The 17,897-nt window shown below is 64.3% G+C and carries 15 protein-coding genes; 4 read left to right on the forward strand and 11 right to left on the reverse strand.

From position 1 onward, the window contains the following. Nucleotide 1: 1 nt before the first annotated feature. From IB267_RS21550 to IB267_RS21575, 6 genes are all read right to left on the reverse strand, one after another. Nucleotides 2-979 (reverse strand): ABC transporter permease, encoded by a 978-nt coding sequence (locus tag IB267_RS21550; RefSeq protein WP_192449496.1) that lies wholly within the window; start codon nucleotides 977-979, stop codon nucleotides 2-4. Between the two features lie 192 nt (nucleotides 980-1,171). Then, complete coding sequence (locus IB267_RS21555; protein ID WP_192449497.1) at nucleotides 1,172-2,821, reverse strand: ABC transporter substrate-binding protein; 1,650 nt, start codon at nucleotides 2,819-2,821, stop codon at nucleotides 1,172-1,174. Between the two features lie 40 nt (nucleotides 2,822-2,861). Beyond that, the gene (locus IB267_RS21560; RefSeq protein WP_192449498.1) at nucleotides 2,862-3,884 is read right to left on the reverse strand and encodes a glycoside hydrolase family 3 protein; all 1,023 of its coding nucleotides are present in this window, start codon (nucleotides 3,882-3,884) and stop codon (nucleotides 2,862-2,864) included. A gap of 21 nt (nucleotides 3,885-3,905) precedes the next feature. Further along, nucleotides 3,906-4,385: a GNAT family N-acetyltransferase gene (locus tag IB267_RS21565; RefSeq protein WP_192449499.1), complete on the reverse strand. Its 480-nt coding sequence runs from the start codon at nucleotides 4,383-4,385 to the stop codon at nucleotides 3,906-3,908. Nucleotides 4,386-4,814: 429 nt separating this feature from the next. Next, a complete protein-coding gene (locus tag IB267_RS21570) occupies nucleotides 4,815-5,183 on the reverse strand; it encodes a YbaN family protein (RefSeq protein ID WP_192449500.1) in 369 nt (122 codons plus the stop codon). 19 nt (nucleotides 5,184-5,202) lie between these two features. Beyond that, nucleotides 5,203-5,892, reverse strand: a complete 690-nt coding sequence (locus tag IB267_RS21575; protein ID WP_192449501.1) for a DUF2161 domain-containing phosphodiesterase — start codon at nucleotides 5,890-5,892, stop codon at nucleotides 5,203-5,205. A 275-nt stretch (nucleotides 5,893-6,167) separates the two neighbouring features. Here IB267_RS21575 and IB267_RS21580 point away from each other — a divergent pair, with 275 nt between their 5' ends. Further along, on the forward strand, nucleotides 6,168-7,520 hold the full coding sequence (locus IB267_RS21580) for a nodulation protein NfeD (RefSeq protein WP_192449502.1): 1,353 nt from the start codon (nucleotides 6,168-6,170) through the stop codon (nucleotides 7,518-7,520). Between the two features lie 54 nt (nucleotides 7,521-7,574). After that, nucleotides 7,575-8,360: a slipin family protein gene (locus IB267_RS21585; RefSeq protein WP_192449503.1), complete on the forward strand. Its 786-nt coding sequence runs from the start codon at nucleotides 7,575-7,577 to the stop codon at nucleotides 8,358-8,360. Here IB267_RS21585 and IB267_RS21590 read toward each other — a convergent pair whose 3' ends face one another. The 5 genes from IB267_RS21590 to IB267_RS21610 all read right to left on the reverse strand — a co-directional run bounded on the left by IB267_RS21590 (nucleotide 8,361) and on the right by IB267_RS21610 (nucleotide 14,826). Beyond that, the gene (locus IB267_RS21590; protein WP_192449504.1) at nucleotides 8,361-9,173 is read right to left on the reverse strand and encodes an inositol monophosphatase family protein; all 813 of its coding nucleotides are present in this window, start codon (nucleotides 9,171-9,173) and stop codon (nucleotides 8,361-8,363) included. A 33-nt stretch (nucleotides 9,174-9,206) separates the two neighbouring features. Beyond that, nucleotides 9,207-10,268 (reverse strand): ABC transporter ATP-binding protein, encoded by a 1,062-nt coding sequence (locus tag IB267_RS21595; RefSeq protein WP_192450011.1) that lies wholly within the window; start codon nucleotides 10,266-10,268, stop codon nucleotides 9,207-9,209. Nucleotides 10,269-10,276: 8 nt separating this feature from the next. Beyond that, nucleotides 10,277-12,511, reverse strand: a complete 2,235-nt coding sequence (locus IB267_RS21600; RefSeq protein WP_192449505.1) for an iron ABC transporter permease — start codon at nucleotides 12,509-12,511, stop codon at nucleotides 10,277-10,279. Between the two features lie 140 nt (nucleotides 12,512-12,651). After that, on the reverse strand, nucleotides 12,652-13,677 hold the full coding sequence (locus IB267_RS21605) for an ABC transporter substrate-binding protein (RefSeq protein ID WP_192449506.1): 1,026 nt from the start codon (nucleotides 13,675-13,677) through the stop codon (nucleotides 12,652-12,654). Nucleotides 13,678-13,803: 126 nt separating this feature from the next. Further along, nucleotides 13,804-14,826 (reverse strand): ABC transporter substrate-binding protein, encoded by a 1,023-nt coding sequence (locus IB267_RS21610; RefSeq protein WP_210335959.1) that lies wholly within the window; start codon nucleotides 14,824-14,826, stop codon nucleotides 13,804-13,806. Nucleotides 14,827-15,044: 218 nt separating this feature from the next. On the opposite strand from IB267_RS21610, the gene IB267_RS21615 reads away from it, so the two are divergent. Both IB267_RS21615 and IB267_RS21620 read left to right on the forward strand, forming a co-directional pair. After that, complete coding sequence (locus IB267_RS21615) at nucleotides 15,045-15,785, forward strand: response regulator transcription factor (RefSeq protein WP_192449507.1); 741 nt, start codon at nucleotides 15,045-15,047, stop codon at nucleotides 15,783-15,785. Then, on the forward strand, nucleotides 15,782-17,875 hold the full coding sequence (locus IB267_RS21620) for an ATP-binding protein (protein WP_192449508.1): 2,094 nt from the start codon (nucleotides 15,782-15,784) through the stop codon (nucleotides 17,873-17,875). Before IB267_RS21615 ends, IB267_RS21620 begins: the two co-directional genes overlap by 4 nt. The last annotated feature ends 22 nt before the right edge of the window (nucleotides 17,876-17,897 follow it).

A 17,897-nucleotide genomic window follows, 5' to 3' on the forward strand; every position in this document is an offset into this window, starting at 1 on the left:
ATCACGCCCTCTTCAGTCGCGGGTCGAGCAGCACGTAGCTGACATCGACGATGAAGTTGGCAATGAGCATGGTGGCGGTCATGATCAAGAGCTGTCCCTGGATGACGGGGTAATCGCGGGCGAGGATCGCCTGGTAGAGGATGTTGCCGAGGCCGGGGTAGTTGAACACCACCTCGGTGACCAGCGAGCCGCCGAGCACCGTGCCGATGGCGATCGCAAGGCTCGAGACGGTCGGCAGCAGTGCGTTGCGCGCCGCATACCAGATCATCACGCGGGTGTCGGAGAGCCCCTTGGCGCGGGCCATGACGATATAGTCTTCGCCAAGCAGGTTGATCATGTTGTTGCGCATGGTCACGGCGAAGCCGCCGGTCAGAACGGCGCAGAGCGTCAGCATCGGCAGGATGCCGTGGTAGAGGATGCTGCCGATATATTCGAACGTGAAGGCGGGATCGAGCGCCGGGTCGGCGGCATAGCCGGTCGGGAACCAGCCAAGCGTGAAGCCGAAGGTGAAGACGACGATCAGCGAGGTGACGACGGCGGGAACCGAGGTCGCGAAGATCGCGCCGACGGAAACGATGACGTCGAACAGGCTGCCACGGCGCCAGGCCGCGAGAATGCCGAGGAAGGTGCCGAGCGCGAAACTGACGACGGTGGCGGTTCCCATCAGACCGACGGTCCAGACGAGTGCGTTGCCGAGCACGGTGGTCACCGGCAGCGGGAAATACTTGATGGAACGGCCGAGGTCGCCGCTGAAGATGCTGCCGAGATAGGTGAGGTACTGCTGCCAAAGCGGGCCGTCGACGAAGCCGAAGGTGAGTTTCAGGGCCTGCAGGCTTTCGGGCGGCAGTTCGGCGCCGGCGCTCGAAAACATGATCTGCACCGGATCGCCGGGCATCAGCCGCGGCAGGAAGAAGTTGATCGTCGCCGCCGCGACGAAGGCCGCCAGATAGAAGCAGAGGCGGCGAAGCAGAAAGGCCATCGGGAACTCCATCGACTGCGGCTGCCGCAAGAGCGCGTCAGGTGGCAGGGCTGTCTTCTTGTCGAACCGCCCGTGGAGACGGACCCCAAGGACGATTGCGTGGCGGACGAAAAGCGCCCGCCACCGTTGCCGATCGAGATGCGGCGCCCTCCCGGATCATCGTCCGAAGGGCGCCGCGCCTTCGATCAGGGGTCACTTCACCGGTTCAAGCGCCAGCAGGTGCAGAAGACGCGCCGGGTTGTTGCGGGTGATCGACGGGTTGACGAAGGGGTTTTCCGCCGTCGCCCAGCCCTTGAAGCGCTTGGTGTTGTACTGGTACCAGTTCGGGTTGTTGAACACCGGCATCATCGGCATGTTCTCGGCGACGATGCGCTGCGCCTTGTTCATCGCTTCCTTCTGCTTGGCCGGGTCAGCCGTCTGGGTGAACTCGGTCAGCAGAGCCTCGACTTCCGGATTGAACCAGCGTTGCGAGGTGAAGCGGGTCTTGCCCTTGTCCGACGCGCTGAAGGCGCGCTTGTAGGGATAGTAGGGCGAGGCCGATGCCGGCAAGCTGTTGATCGCGGCGTCGAAGGTGCCGTTGATCAGGTTGCCGGTCCAGACGGCTTCCTCGGGCGTCTCGATCTTGGCGTCGAGACCGACGGCCTGCAGGCCTTCGACGGCGATCGTCACCGTGTCGATCCAGTCGGTCCAGGAGCTCGGCACGATGATCGAGAACGAGATCTTGCTGCCATCCGGGTTGTCGCGGAAGCCGTCACCGTCCTTGTCGGCATAGCCGGCCTCGTCGAGCAGCGCCTTGGCGGCATCTGCATCGTACTTGCCGTACTTGCCGAAATCGGCGGCAACCGACGGATCGGCCCAGCTCTTGTAGAGCTCGCCCATGCCGGCCGGGTCTTCGTTCAGCGTCGGATAGCCATAGCCGGCGACGTCGACCATGGTGCCGCGGTCGAGCGCCATCGAGGCGGCACGGCGGAACTTCACGTCATTGAAGGCCTTGCGGTTGTTTCCATTGGCCGTTTCCTGGTTGAACAGGAAGGCGACCATGCTGCTCGGCGAATACCAGAAGTGGAAGTGTTCCGGATCCTTGGCGACGTAGACGTTCTCGATGTCCGGGATGAAGGAGACGCCCCAGTCGAGCGTGCCCGACGCGGTCGCCGTCAGGATCTGGTTGTTGTCGGCAAGCTGCGGGAAGCGCACGCAGTCGACCTTGAGGGTAGCCGCATCCCAGTAATGCGGGTTGCGGCACTGGTCGTAGGTCTGGCCGGTGAAACGCGGGATTTCGGTCAGCGGACCGCTGCCGACAGGCGTCTCGTTGGCGAAGGTCACCGGCTCGGCGATGTCCTTCCAGACGTGCTCGGGCACGATCGGCAGTTGCGCCAGCTGTTCGGCTGCAAGCGAGCTCGGGTTGGCGAGCGTGAAGCGCACGGTCTGAGCGTCCACGGCCTCGACGCCGGTGATGAAGGTCCAGATGCTGACGAAGTCGAGCGCCGGGAATTTCTTCAGGTAGTCGTAGGTGAACTTGACGTCGGTCGCCGTCAGCGGCTTGCCGTCCGACCATTTCAGGGTCGGACGAAGCTTGAACTCGATCGACTTCAGGTCGTCGGCGAGCTTGAAGCTTTCTGCAAGGCGAAAGACCGGCTTGTTGCCGTCGAAGCGGTTGAAGACGACCAGCGGCTCGTAGATGAAATCGAGCGTGCTCTGGCGCGCCGAGGTCTGGTTGAACGGGTTGAAGTTGCGAACCCAGGTGGTCGCCGGCTCGATATTGGCCGTCAGCACGGTCTGTGCCGCGGCAGGGCCGGCGATGAGGGCGAGCGCGGTGGCTGCGCCGAGAAGCGATTTTTTCACGGTAGTTCCCCTTTTAGATCGCTAGGATTTCTTGTTTCGGTCAGGCAACGAGGGCGCTGTTGAAGATGTCCTCGACTTCGGCATGGGCTGCGCGCACATCGACCTTCAGCGTGCCGAGGCGCGCCTTGCCTGCCGCGATGCGTTTCAGTGCGGCCTCCGTCAGCGGCCTTGCTGCCTTGGCTGCCGCTTCGCTTTCCGCGAGTGTGCCGTGGCTGTGCAGCGCAATGTCGGAGCCGGCATCGAGCACCTGGCGGACGCGCTCCGGCAGTGTGCCGCGCAGCGATTCCATGAAGATGCAGTCGGAGACGAGCACGCCGTCATAGCCCATGTTGTTGCGGATGACGTCGTGCATGATCGGCGAGATGGACGCTGGCAGCTCCTTGTCGAAGGCGGAATAGACGACGTGGGCGACCATGGCCCAGGGCGTGTCGCGAAGCGCAACGAAGGGCTTGAAATCGGTGGACGTCAGCAATTCGCGCGAGGCGTCGACAACAGGGCGCTCCTTGTGCGAGTCGAGCGTCGCGCGGCCGTGGCCGGGAATGTGCTTCATAACAGGCATGTTGCCGGTCTCAAGCAGGCCATCGACCACTTCGCGGCCGAGGGCTGCGATAAAATCCGGGTCGGCGCCGAAAGAACGGGCGCCGATGACGGAGCTCGTCGTCGAGAAGACGAGGTCGAGCACCGGCGAGCAGCCGCTCGTCAGGCCGAGCTCGGTCATCATCGTGCCCATGGCCTGGCTCGACAGGCGCAGCGCCTTCTTGCCGAGGGCAAAGTCACGGCGGGCCAGTTCGGCGAATTCGCCGAAGGAACGGAACAGCGGCCAGGGGCCGGCGTCGAGATGCTGAACGCGTCCGCCCTCCTGGTCGGTAAATACAGGTGCGTCGTCGCGTCCGACGGCTTCGCGGAAGCGCTCGATCAGCACTTTCACCTGGCCGGGTTCGCGCTGGTTGCGGCGGCCGACGAAGAGGCCGAGCGGGTTGGTTTCGCGAAACAGCGCGAACTCGTCGTCCGAAAGCGTAGGATTCGGAAGACCGACAAAAAGGGCGAGGGGTGTCGAGGACATTCAGAGGCTCCGGGATTGGAATTATTTGGAGGGGCGACGCAGCATGCCCTGGTAGATCCCCTTGTCGGGGGCGGGGATCGGCACGGCGCCGACGGTCTTTGCGTAGAAATCGACGGGACCGGCGTCGCCGATGAAGGCATAGGCGTGGCCAAGCGTCTTCATGGTGTCGAGGCAGTCGGAAAGCAGGGCGACGCCGATGCCCTTGCCGCGGGCGACGGGATCGACGCCGGTCGGGCCGAAGAAGCCGGGTGCGGTCGTGTCGTAGCAGGCGAAGCCGACGAGCTTGCCGTCGTCAACCGCGATAAGACAGGCGACGGGCCTGCGCGTGAAGGCGACAGTCACCTCGCTCGCCCAGTTCTCGCTGAAGTTCTCCCGAACCCAGCCAACGACCAGGCCCATTTCCGGCGGCAAGGCGGGACGGATCGTCACCTTGTCGGTTTCGGTTCTGCGCTTGAGTTCACCGAGGATCGGCGAATACAAGCTCACCAGCATGTCAGGCATATGCTCCTCCACATATTCCTTTATTAAGGAATTGCTGCCTTTGTAATGCAATAGATGGAGCCAACCCGACCGGCTTGTCAATCGCCAATCGTCAGTTTTGGGGGTCTATCTGCGTTTCGCAGGTGGGCATGTGGGCCGATGAAACGTTTCCACGGCCGTTCGCTTTGTCTAAAATCACGCGATCGTGCATCGCGTGGATCCGGAACAACGGTCGAGCAAGAGAGGATGCGCGGCTGCGGAAATTGCACATTTGTACAACTTTGTTCTTGAGTTGTTCGAAGTATATTTTGATTTACAAAAACACTAAGTATCGATGGGTGTGCCCATAGCGTGTGCTTTCGGGTAATATTTCGACCTTTTCGAGTGTGAAGTATTTCTTGAGAACAGAGGTATCGTTTGGCGCGTGGATGGGGCCGGCTTCGGGCCCGGCTACTCCGCGGGGCGCGTCAGGATGAACAGCGCGGGAAGCGCCATAGCGGCTGCGACGATAGCAGCGAGCAACAGGCTCGGATTGCCGAAGAAGAGGAAGAGGCCGAAGCTGGCGGCCATGAGGCTGACTGCCCCGGTCTTGGCCCGCCGGGAGATCGCCCCCTTTTCGCGCCACAGCCGAAGCGAGGCACCGAAGACCCGGTGGTTGAGCAACCATTGCTCCAGCCGGGGCGAGGCGCGGGCAAAGAGCCCGGCCGCCAGCAACAGGAACGGCGTCGTCGGCAGGATCGGAAGGAAGGCGCCGATGACGCCGAGGCCGACCATCAGCCATGCGAGGCAAAGGTAGAGAAGGCGAAGCGCGGGGTTCACCGGAGAGCTCCAAGCTGGGTCATGCTTCGGATGCCTCGGTGCTCGCGACCGTTATGGTCTCGAGCGGAGGCCAGCGGCGAAGCGCTTCGGCCCCCTGTTCCGACAACGCGTAGATACCGCGGTCGACCCGGTCGAACCAGCCATAGACGTTGCTGAGCAGGATTTTGGCCGCATCCGGCGCGACCGGGCGCAGATCGCGCGGGCGTTGCTGGCCAGCTTGAAGGGCGGCGGCGCAGGCGAGCGCCTGCTGCCGGTAGGCGGTCATGATCGGTGTGCGAGTGGCACCGCCCGCGGTCGGATCGCCTTTGCGGCGGCGGTGTTCGCTGATCAGGCGCGCCCGCTTCCTGTTGTTTTTGCGCGGCATCACCGCGGAAGCCGTGAGAATGACGTCGACCATGCCGTTGTCGGCAACCGCCAGCATGCCGAAGCCGAGCCGGCGGCAGAGATCGCGGAAACGCCGGTCGCTCTCGCGCCCCTTGCCCTTGGCCGAAACACGCGCGGCGACCCACACCTCGTCACCGGCGGTGGCGCGATCGACCGCCTGGAGGATCAGTTCGAAATTGAAGCTCAGCTTCAGTTCGCACACGACCACCAGCGGCGGTTCGTCGTCGCTGAGTGCGACGATATCGCAGCCGCCGATCTCGCCCTTGACGCTATAGCCGCGGGTTTCAAGGAAGCTCTTGATCGGCTGGTAGAGGGTCGTCTCCAAACCCAAAAATCCTGTTCTGCTGAAACCGGAAGGCGCCATGAAGGCGGTCTCGAATAGGCGGCGAAGCGTTGCCGCCGAAATGAACACCTAGCAGATAACGCCGATCGCCGCCGTTGTCATCCCGTCGTAGCCGGGAGGCCGCCGGCGTCCCAAGCTCTGACTTGCGGGCTCGGGTGTGCAGTAGCAGCCTTCGCTTCGTCCTAACCTTGTGTTGTGCTATCATGCGGCGAGTGGCCCTGTTTGCAGGTGTCGAGCATGCGAGGTTCTGACGACGGATGTTGCGAACCCTCACGCTGTTGTTTTTGTTGATCTTGTCCTTCGCGTTTCCAGCTTCGCCGCGGGCCGAAAACGATCGGGTCGCCTTGGTGCTGCATGTCAACGGCGCCATCGGTCCGGCGACCGCCGAATATGTCAGGCGCGGCCTGACGAAGGCGGAAGAGCGCCGGCTGCCGCTGGTGATCCTGCAGATCGATACGCCCGGCGGGCTCGACACCTCGATGCGCGAGATCATCCGCGCGATCATTGGCTCGCCCATACCGGTCGCAACCTACGTTGCGCCGAGCGGTGCGCGGGCGGCGAGCGCCGGCACCTATATCCTCTATGCCAGCCACGTCGCGGCGATGGCGCCGGGTACGAACCTTGGTGCGGCGACGCCGATCGCGATCGGCGGCGACATGTTCGGTCAGGGTAAGGACGGCGACACCGGCAAGGACGGCGACAACCAGCCGGCGGCGCAGAGCCCTGCCGAGGCGAAAATGGTCAACGATGCCGTGGCCTATATCCGCGGGCTGGCGGAGTTGCGTGGTCGCAATGCCGACTGGGCCGAGAAGGCGGTGCGCGAGGCTGCAAGCCTCTCGGCCGGGGCGGCCGTTCGGGAGAGGGTAGCCGATTTCACTGCGACCGACGTTGCCGATCTGCTGAAGCAGGCGAACGGGCGGACGGTGCGCGTCGGGCAGCGGGAGATCGTGCTCGACACGGCAAGTCTTGCGACCGAGGACTTCGTGCCCGACTGGCGCACCCGGCTGCTTTCGGTGGTCACTGATCCCAACATCGCGGTCATCCTGATGATGATCGGCATCTACGGCCTGATCTTCGAGTTCCTGTCGCCGGGGTCGGTGGCGCCGGGAACCATCGGCGGTATCTGCCTGCTGCTCGGGCTCTATGCGCTTTCGGTGCTGCCCGTCAGCTATGCCGGAATCGGGCTGATCATGCTCGGGATCGGATTGATGGTCGCCGAGGCGCATTCGCCATCCTTCGGCGTGCTCGGTGCCGGCGGCAGTTTTGCACTGGTCTTGGGCGCGGCCATCCTCTTCGACACGGATACGCCGGATTTTGGGGTCTCCTGGTCTGTGCTTACGGCGCTTGCGGTTGCAAGCCTTGGCTTCAGTCTGCTGGTCGCGCGGCTCGCCTTCAGCTCGCGCCGCCATGTGGTGGTGACCGGCAGCGAACAGATGATCGGCCTTGCCGGCACGGTCGAGAACTGGACGGGCGCGGCCGGTACCGTCATCGCCCATGGCGAGCGCTGGCAGGCCGTCAGCGCGGAGACGCTGTCGAGGGGCGAGAATGTGAAGGTCATCGCGCGAAACGGACTGACGCTCGAAGTGATCCGGGACGGGCCAAAGACATAGCGCCCGCGGATCCGGTGAGGGCGCGGTGAAGGCGCCCGGAATGGAGGAATGGTCATGGACATGTTCGGGAGCCTTGCTCCTTTTGCCGCGTTGTTGGTGCTCGTCATTCTCGTTATCGCCTATTCGATCCGGATCCTGCGCGAATACGAGCGAGGTGTGGTCTTCACGCTCGGCCGGTTCACCGGCGTCAAGGGGCCGGGGCTGATCCTGCTTGTGCCCTATGTGCAGCAGATGGTGCGGGTCGATCTCAGGACGCGGGTGCTGGATGTGCCGAGCCAGGATGTCATCTCCCACGACAACGTGTCGGTCCGCGTCAGCGCCGTGATCTACTTCCGGGTGATCGATGCGGAGAAATCGACGATCCAGGTCGAGGACTTCATGATGGCGACGAGCCAGCTGGCGCAGACGACCCTGCGCTCGGTGCTCGGCAAACACGACCTCGACGAAATGCTGGCCGAGCGCGACCGTCTGAACGACGATATCCAGAAGATCCTCGACAGCCAGACGGATGCTTGGGGCATCAAGGTGGCGACGGTCGAGATCAAGCATGTCGACATCAACGAGAGCATGGTGCGGGCGATTGCCCGTCAGGCCGAAGCCGAACGCGAGCGGCGCGCCAAGGTGATCAACGCCGAGGGCGAGCAGCAGGCGGCGGCCAAGCTGCTCGAGGCTGCCGAGATCCTCGCCCGGCAGCCTCAGGCCATGCAGTTGCGCTATCTGAGCACCTTGAACGTCATTGCGGGCGAGAAGAACTCGACCGTGATCTTTCCGTTCCCGATGGAGCTCGGCGGCCTGCTGGGCTTCAAGCCCGACAAGCCGACCGGCTCGACTGAGGGGTGATCAGGCTGCCGCCCGGTCGAGCTGGGCGACCTTCAGCAGGTCGTCGACGGCGCCGGGTGCTGCCGCCAGCACCGGCGCCCAATGCGTCAGCGCCTCGCCGCGCGCCGGGAAAGGCAGCGTCCAGCCGCCGGCTTCGGCCACCAGGCAATAGCCGCCAAGGCAATCCCAGGCATGCATGTAAGGCTCGTAGTAGCCGACGAGGCGGCCGGCGGCGACATAGGCGATCATCAGCGCGCCGGAGCCGTTGCGCATGAAGTTACCGCCGTCCGAAAGCAGGCGCTCGACGATAGCGCCCATCTCGCCCGGTTTCACCTGGTCGTTGGCGCCAAGCCCGGTGACGGCGTTACGGATCGTGCGGGTACCGTCGAGACGAAGCGGCTTGCCGTTAAGCGTTGCGCCCCGGCCGGTTGCCGCGGCATAGGTTTCCTGATGGCAGGGTGCGTGGATGACGCCGATAACGGGCTTCTCCGCATTGACCACCGCAATCGAGACGCACCAGTTCGGCATGCCGTTGACGAAGGGCGTGGTGCCGTCGATCGGGTCGAGCACCCAGGTGAAGCCGGAGGTTCCGTCGAGAAGACCATGCTCCTCACCGAGCACGCCGTCATCAGGAAACGCGGCTGCGATCTTGTCGCGGATCAGCGTCTCGACGTTGCGGTCGGCGATCGACACGACGTCGTGCGCGTCGCGCTTGGTCTCGATGACGAGCGTTTCCCGCTTCAGGAAGTAATCGTAGGCGAGCCGGCCAGCCTCTTCAGCCATGGATTTGGCAAGCGCGAACCGGGCGTCGAGGCCGGCAATTTCAGCAGTCATGCAAGTGTCCTTCTCGTATCCAGTTGTGCAAAGTCATGCGTCAATCAAAGCCAGGCCGCGGTTGCGGAAACCGATGGCGACCTCCGTTGCCGGAGATAGCATTTCCTCCACCGCCTGATCGACAACAAAGAGCAGACCCGCCGGCGTTTCGACCTCGTATTCGACGTGGCCGCCGAGATAGGCGGCGCTGCTGATCGTGCCGGAAAGGGCAGCCCCCTTGGCCGGCGTCAGCGTCACCGCGTTGGGCCTTACGGCGAGTTTCGACGGACCCGGCCGGGCACTCTTGGAGGGCAGGCGGTGCTCAAATCCGCCGATGCGGATCGTCGCCTGGCCGGCATCAGCCGCGGTCACTTCGCAGGGCAGCACGTTAGCCTCGCCCATGAAGTCGGCGATAAAGGTGGAGGCGGGCGCCTCATAGAGGTCGCGCGGTGCACCTTGCTGCGCGATAGCACCATCCTTCATGACGATGATGCGATCGGAAACGGCAAGCGCCTCGTCCTGGTCGTGGGTGACGTAGACGGCGGTGAAGCCGAGGCGCTGCTGCAACTCGCGGATTTCCGTGCGCACCTTGCGGCGCAGACGTGCGTCGAGGTTGGACAGCGGTTCGTCGAGTAGCAACACCTGCGGTTCGAGCACGAGCGCGCGGGCAACGGCGACGCGCTGCTGCTGGCCGCCGGAAAGTTCTGCCGGAAGCCGCTGGCCGAGACCGCCAAGGCCGACGAGCTGCAGGCCTTCCTCTGCACGCTCGCGGGCTTCCTTCTTCTTGATCCCCGAGGATTCGAGGCCGTAAGCGACATTGTCGAGCGCGGACATGTGCGGGAACAGCGCATAGGACTGGAAGACCATCGACACGTCGCGTTCGTTGGCCGGCAGCATGGTCACGTCCTTGCCGCCGATCAGGATCCGGCCGGCGGAAGGATGTTCGAGGCCCGCCAGCATGCGCAGTGTCGTCGTCTTGCCACAGCCGGAGGGGCCGAGCAGGGTCACCAGCGTGCCCGGCTCGATGGCGAGCGACAGGTCGTGGATGGCGGTGAAGCTGCCGAACTGCTTGCGCACGTTCTGGAAGACGACCGAGCCGGTGCGCGGGGTGTTCATGGAGGTGCTCATGCGGTTTTCTCCTGGGAGATGGTGTTGGACGAACGGGCCGGAGCGGCGCCGAGGACGCGGTTTTCGCGCCTCAGCTTGCGTTCGCCGACGAGGAGTTGCAGGCCGGTGATGACGGTGATCATCACCAGGATGAGGGCCGAGGAATAGGCGATCGCCACGCCGAATTCGCCGTTTTCGACGAGGCCGACGATGTAGGCGGTTGCCATGTTGTACTCGGCGCTGACGAGGAAGACGACGGCGCTGATCGAGGTGATCGCCCGGACGAAGGAATAGACAAGCGCTGCGACGATGGCCGGCCTCAAGAGCGGCAGGATGACCTTGCGCAAGGTGCGAAAGCTCGTTGCCCGCAGTGTCAGCGATGCCTCGTCGAGGCTCTTGTCGAGCTGGCTCATCGCCGCAATCCCGCCGCGCACGCCGACCGGCATGTTGCGGAAGACGAAGCAGGCGACGAGGATCAACGCCGTGCCGGTCATTTCCAGCGGCGGCAGGTTGAAGGCGATGATGTAGCTGATGCCGATGACGGTGCCGGGAATGGCAAAGCTCAGCATCAGCGCGAACTCGAAGACGTCACGGCCGGCGAAGCGCTGGCGCACGATCAGGTAAGCCGTCAGCAGACCCACCATGGCGGTCAGGGGCGCTGCGATCAGCGAGATCTCCATGGTCGTCCAGAAGGAGTTCCAGGCAACGCCGGTCCAGGCGATCGCGCCGTCGGCAAAGGAGATCGAGAAGGCCTTGGCGTAGTGGTCGAGCGTCAGCGAGTTGTCGAGGCCCCAGGTCTTCACGAAGCCGCCGAAGAGGATCATGCCGTAGACGACGACGGTGAAGATCATCCAGGGAATGACGATGGCGTGAACACCGATCGAGATCGAGCGCGGCAGTGCGCTGTGGGCGCCGGAGTCACCTTTGCCGGTCACGGTCGAATAATTCTTGCCGGCAAGCCAGTAACGTTGCGCGACGAAGGCCGTGAGCGTGAAGCAGAGCAGGATGATGGCGAGCACGGCCGCGCGAGACGGATCGTTCTGCGCGCCGACGACGGCGAAGAAGATTTCGGTCGAAAGCACCCCATGGCTGCCGCCGAGCACCAGCGGATTGCCGAAGTCGGCCATGCTTTCGATGAAGCCGATGAGGAAGGCGTTGGCGAGGCCAGGCTTCATCAAGGGCAGCGAGACGGTCCAGAAGGTGCGCCAACGATCGGCGCGCAGCGTCTGCGACGCTTCTTCCATGGAGGGGCTGACGCCTTCGACGACGCCGATCAAAACGAGGAACGAGATGGGAGTGAAGGAAAGGACCTGGGCGATCCAGATGCCGGTGAGGCCATAGAGCCAGCGGCCCGGTTCGACGCCGAAGGCATCCGAGAGAAATTCGGTGATGACCCCGGCACGGCCGAAGAGCAGCGTCAGCGCCAGGCCGATGACGAAGGGCGGCGTGATGATCGGCAGCACCGTCAGAAGCCGCATGCCCTTCTTGAAGGGGAAGCGGGTGCGGGTGGCGACGAGCGCGAAGGCAAGGCCAAGCAGCGTCGAGCCGGACGCCGTCATCAGCGCCAGCCACAGGGTGCGCCAGGCGACGCCGCACCGGCCTTCGCCGACGACACAGCTCAGGCTCCAGATCGAGGCGTCCTGGATATTGCGGATGAAACCATCCGGCTTGAAAGAGCCGTCGAAATCCTGAACCGATGCGGCGAACATGCTGCCGACCGGATAGAAGACGAAGACGATGACGAGGGTCACAAGCAGGGAAATCGCCGCGACGATGAAGGCGTCGCCCTTGAGCACGCCGCGCTCCGCAAGTCCGAAGGCGAATAGAAGAACGAAGGTGAGTGCCATCAGCACGGCGCCGGCTCCCATCGACGGCTGACCATCGGAAAGCGTGCCGAATAGCGTCTCGCTGATCGTCCAGGTCCAGCCGGAAAAGCCGATCGCCAGCCCCTGGAGAGCGAGATAGAGAACGCCCGCTGCGCCGGCGACGGCAAGCAGGAGGCCCCGACGCGCGGGATCGCGGACGAAACGCGCTGCCACGCAGATGCCGAGCAGCGCCAGCGCCACGATCAGCCATGGCCGGCCGTGGGCGAAGATCTGCATCAGGCCGGGGGCAACGGCCGGATCGCCGGGGAAATCGGCAAGCCAGCCGAGCCCGAAGAAGCCGCCTTCGATGCGGTACCAGGGGACAGCCAAGAATGCGGCCAGTCCGAGCCGGAGTGTCAGGTCGAGCCTGCGGTTGCGATGTTCCATGACGGTCCTCGCGCAATTTGAAATGAAAGATGATGTGACGTCACATCGCCTCGGCACGTGCCGGAGGCAAAGAATGACGGTTGGGACCGTTGGGCGGTATCGGCCGGATCAATCACCCGGCCGAACCGTTCAAGCCGCGATCAGTTGGCGCTGGCGCCGACTTCGCGGTCCCAGCGCTCAAGCAGGGACTTGCGCTTCTCGGCATCGCCGAAGGTGGCGAAGTCGTAGTCGATCAGCTTGATGTCCTCGAACTTCGGCGCTTCCTTCGGCACCTCGGCCGACTTGTTGGACGGCAGCTGGAAGGACTTGGCGTCCTTCATGCGCGACTGCACTTCCGGCTTCAGTGCCCAGTCGTACCAGGCCTTGGCGCTGTCCAGGTTCTTGGCGCCACGGATGATCGACATCGAGCCGATCTCGTAGCCCGTACCTTCGCAAGGCGCGATCGACTTGATCGGGAAGCCTTCGGCGGTCTGGGCCACCGCGTCGTGCATGAAGACGATGCCGAGGCCGGCTTCGCCGCGTGCAGCCGCCTTCACCGGCGCCGAGCCGGACTTGGTGTACTGCGCGATGTTGCCGTTGAGCTTCTTCAAATAGTCGAATGCCTGGTCTTCGCCCATGATCTGCACCAGCGAGGCAAGCGCGGTATAGGCAGTCCCGGAAGAGTTCGGGTTGGCCATCTGGATCTCGCCCTTCAGCGAGGAGTCGAGCAGGTCGGCCCAGCACTTCGGTTCCTTCAGGCCTTTCTTCGAGAAGATCTCGGTGTTGTAGCCCCAGCCGAGCGCGCCGGCATAGATGCCGACGGTGCGATAACCGGAACCTTCGGCCTGCTTCTTCGCCCAATCCTGGAGCTGGTCGAGCATTGCCGACTTGTATTCGAGCGTCAGGCCGTCCGATGCCGCCTGCAGGTGCGGATCGCCGGTGCCGCCCCACCAGATGTCGGTCTTCGGGTTGCGCGCCTCGGCGCGGATCTTGGCATAGGTCTCGCCCGAGGACAGGCGGACCATATTGACCTTGATGCCGGTTTCCTTCTGGAAGTCGCCGGTCATCTGTTCGCAGATCACCACGTCTGCGGAGCAGATGAGGTTGAGGCTGCCGGCGGCCTGGGCGGGCAGGGCGGCAAGCGCCGTGCCGGCAAAAAGCATGAGGGAAAGCGTCGTTGTTTTCATTGGGGCATCCTCCTGTTGCCTGTTTGAAACTTGGGTGTGAACGGGCATGGCGCGGCCATCGGCCTGCCCGCCGGGCGGCACGTTCACGATTTCGGTACTGCGGACTACTAGGCTCCCGCGGAGCGCTCAGTTCGTCGCGGCGATCTCCGCGTCGAACCGTTTGAGCAGTCGACTTCGTTCGTCCGGCGAGCCGAAGGTGGCGAAGTCGAAATCGACCATCTTGATCAGCGAAATGTCGGGTGCGGCCGGCGGCAGCTCGGCGCGGGCATTGGATGGGACCTGGTTCTGGCCGGCGGCCGCACCCGTGCCCTGGCCTTCCGGGGTGAGTGCGAAGTCGACGAAGCTCTTGGCGTTTTCCAGATGACGCGCGCCCTTGACGATGCTGACGGCGCCGATTTCGTAGCCCGTCCCTTCGCAGGGAGCGACGATGACGAGCGGCGAGCCGGCCTGCTTCTGCGTTACCGCGTCATGCATGAAGGATATGCCGATCAGGGTCTCGCCGCGTGCCGCCGCCTTGACGGGGGCCGAGCCGGCCGTGGTGTACTGGTCGATGTTGCGGTTGAGCGCCGCCATGAACCGGAAGGCTTCGTCCTCGCCGAAGAGCTGCACCAGCGTTGCAAGCGTGGTGAAGGCTGTGCCGGACGAGTTCGGGTTGCCGCTGCGGATACGGCCGCGGTAGGCCTTGTCGGCGAGATCCTTCCAGCAGGTTGGGGCTGGCAGCTTCAGCGCATGCAGCAGGTCGGCATTGTAGGCAAAGCCGAGCGCCCCGGCATAAATGCCCGCCGAACGTCCGCCGGAGATGGCGAAGAAATTCTGTGCCCAGGGCAGCATGTCGCGTTCATGCGCCGGGCGGTAGGTTTCAAGCAGGTTCTCCGATCCCGCCTGCAGATGGGTGTCGCCGGTCCCACCCCACCACACATCGATGGTCGGGGCGTCCTTTTCTTCGCGGATCTGGGTGAGGATATCGCCGTTGCTCTTTCGGGTCATGGCGACCTCGATGCCCGACTTCGCCTCGAACGCGGCCTTCATCGTCGCGCACCACGCCTCGTCGACGCCGCAAAGTACGGTGAGCGCCGGTGCCGTCATGCCTGACGTGGCGGCGCACAGCCACAGGGCCACGCCCGCGCCGATAGCGGTGATGCCTCTCAAGATGTCCTCCCATTTGGAGCGCTGCCGCCCCAATCTCCGCAATCAGGATGTCGGTATTCCCCGCGGGTCGCAACCCGCAGAATGGTTACCGTTCTTACAACACGAATGCGGCTTTGCCGTTTCAAGATTACAAAGATTACAAATGTGACAATGCGCATAACGCGAGCCGCTTTGATCATTGGGACAGCCCCGCCTATGATGGCGACGGGAGGACGTGCATGCTGAGTGAGAGAATACGGATTCTGATCGTTGAGGACGATCCGGACATGGCGGAGCTTGTTTCCGATCTGGTGGAGGCCGAAGGCTGGATGCCGCTGACGGCGCCTTCGGCGGAGGCTGCCGCCATCGTCCTCGAGCGGGAAACGGTGCACCTGGTGCTCGTCGACCATAACCTGCCTGGAACATCGGGCCGGACCTTTGCCCAGCGACTGCGGGCGCGCACCAATATCGGCATCGTCATGGTGACGGCGGCAGGCAGTGCGGCCGACCGGGTGCTGGGATTGGAGACGGCCGCCGACGATTATGTCGTGAAGCCGTTCGAGCCGATCGAACTCACGGCCCGGATCAAGGCCGTTCTTCGACGCACCTACCCGTCGCTGAAGCCGGAGCGGGAGATCGAGCGCGAGCACGAGCCCGCGGCGCTGAAGCTCGGCGACTGGTCGATCGATCTCAAGAGCCGGCGCGCGGTCTGCCTTTCCGACGCGACCCGGTCGCTCACCAGCGCCGAGTTCGCGCTTCTCGAAATCCTCGCGGAAACGCCGAACACGCCGGTCACCCGCGCCCACATCCTCGATCGGCTGGGCGCCGAAAGCGATCGCTACATCGACCGCAACGTCGATGTGCTCGTGCTCCGGCTGCGGCGCAAGATCGAGCGCAATCCGGACCTGCCGCGCCACATCAAGACGCGGCGCGGCAAAGGCTATGTGCTGGATACCGACGACGGCGAGGTCCGGCCGTGATCAGCCGCCCGTTCCTTTCGTCGATCGCCTTCCGCCTGCCGTTTGCGATCGTCTTCATCTGCGTCCTCGTCTTCAGCCTGGCAACGGTCGCCGTGTTCGGCCTGCAACGGGCGCGTGACGAGATGGCGGCCTACGGGCTGCAGGCCTTTTCGAGCCTCGCCAAGGCCTCGCTGGTTTCGCGTCAGGTGTCTGACCTCGTGTCCAGCGCGCCGTTCCTGATGAACGCAACATCGCCCTATCGGGTGTCGAGCGAAAGCCGTTCGGTCGTCGCGCAGGTCGACGTCCTGCTTCAAACGATGGCGCCGGAGGTCGGCAAGACAGCGGTCGACGGCTTTGCCAGCGCCCACATCGTCGAGCTGCTGGATGCTATCCGCACGCAAACGGTGACACTTGCCGCCGACGCGGATTCGGCCCAGCAGTACAAGGCCGATGCGGCAGCAGCACTTGGAGAGATCGCCACCGGCAACGGCATTGCCAACTCGGAGGTCCGCCAGAGCCTCAATGCGATCGTGCAATCGGCGTCCAACTCCGACAGCCTGTTCCAGCTTGGCGAACTGCGCCGCCGCTACGTTGCCGTCACGACGCCCCGTCTGGCGCCCGCCGGGCCCGATAGCCGGATTTCGGCTGCCGAGCTGACGCCCTATGAGCGGGTGTTCGAGGCGCAGACCCACTATCTTCTGGAAATGTTCGCCATCCGCGCCGCGGTGGCGCGGCTGCACACGGTCTCTCGCGATCTCTCGCATGCCACGGAAACACAAAGCGAGGCCGTTGCCCGAGGGCTCAACGAGGATCTCGCCTCGACCTCCGACGCGCTGAGCCGCCTGCTCGTCATCGTCGCGGTCTCCTCGCTGCTCGTGCTCGTCATGGCGATCTTCTCGATCCGCTCCGTCATGCGGGTATCGCGCGGGATCGTCTCGCTCTCCAAGGGCATGAATGCGCTTGCGCAGGGGCGCCGTGATGTCGACACGCCGAGCTACAACGGGACGGAGACCGAGTTCTTGCGGCTGCTCGAAGCCTTCAGCGCGTTTCGCGAAAGCGTCGAGCGCGTGTCGCGGCTCCGCCGTACCGCCGAAGCGGCGGCCCGCACCATTCGCTCGACCTTCCGCAACATGAACGAGGGCATTGCGCTCTTCGACCCGAATGGCAAACCGATCACGATGAACCGGCGCGTCATGGAGCTCGTTGGCTGGCCGGGCTCTGCGCGGAAGTTGCCGTTGCGCCGGTTCGTCAGTTCGATGCCGGAGATCGACCCGACCCTTTTGCCCGCTGATCGGGAGGCGGGCTCGCTCGATGACCGGCTGGTGTTGCGCCATCGATCCGGTATGGGCCGGGTGACCGAAGTCTCGCTGTCGCGGCAGCCGGACCGGGGTATCGTGTTGCTGGCGCGGGACGTGACGGAGATCGACCGCCAGGAGGCCGAGGCAGCCAAGGCGCAGCGGCTGGACGGGATCATGCGCATGACCCACCAGGTGAGCCATGAGGTCGGCAACATGATCGGCATCATCACGGGCAGCCTGGGGTTGTTGGAGCGCGAAACGGGTTTCAGCGACCGGCAGAAACGCCATATCGCCCGCATTCGCAAGGCGGCCGATCGCGGGCGCTCGCTTGCCTCGAGCATGTTGTCCGTCGGCAGCCAGCATCCGCTTCAGCCGGGGGCGCTCGAAATCGGCGCGGTGCTGCGCGGCATGGCCGACGTGCTGGAAATTGCCGTCGGCGAAAAATGCCGGCTCGCCTTCGAGATCGCCGACGGCCTGCCCAACGTGCATCTCGATGCAGCACTCTTCGAGCAGGCGATCCTCAATCTCTGCCTCAACGCCGCCGCGGCGATGCCGCTCGGTGGCACGATCCTGATCCACGCCGGCAGCGCCGGGGCCGATGTCGTCGTCTCCGTGACCGATGCGGGGATCGGCATGTCGCCGGAGGCGGTGGACAAGGCGTTCGAGCCCTACTTTACCACCCGCGACCAGGAGGGCGGCGCCGGCCTTGGCCTTGCCGTCGTCTACGGCTTTGTCCGGCAAAGTGGCGGCGACGCCCGCATTCTCTCGCAGCCGGGGCGCGGAACGACGGTGGAACTCGTCTTTCCGCGTTGAAGCTGTGCCGGTTTCGCGGGCG

The organism is Ensifer sp. ENS09, from assembly GCF_014852425.1.
In the GTDB taxonomy this organism is placed as follows: domain Bacteria; phylum Pseudomonadota; class Alphaproteobacteria; order Rhizobiales; family Rhizobiaceae; genus Ensifer.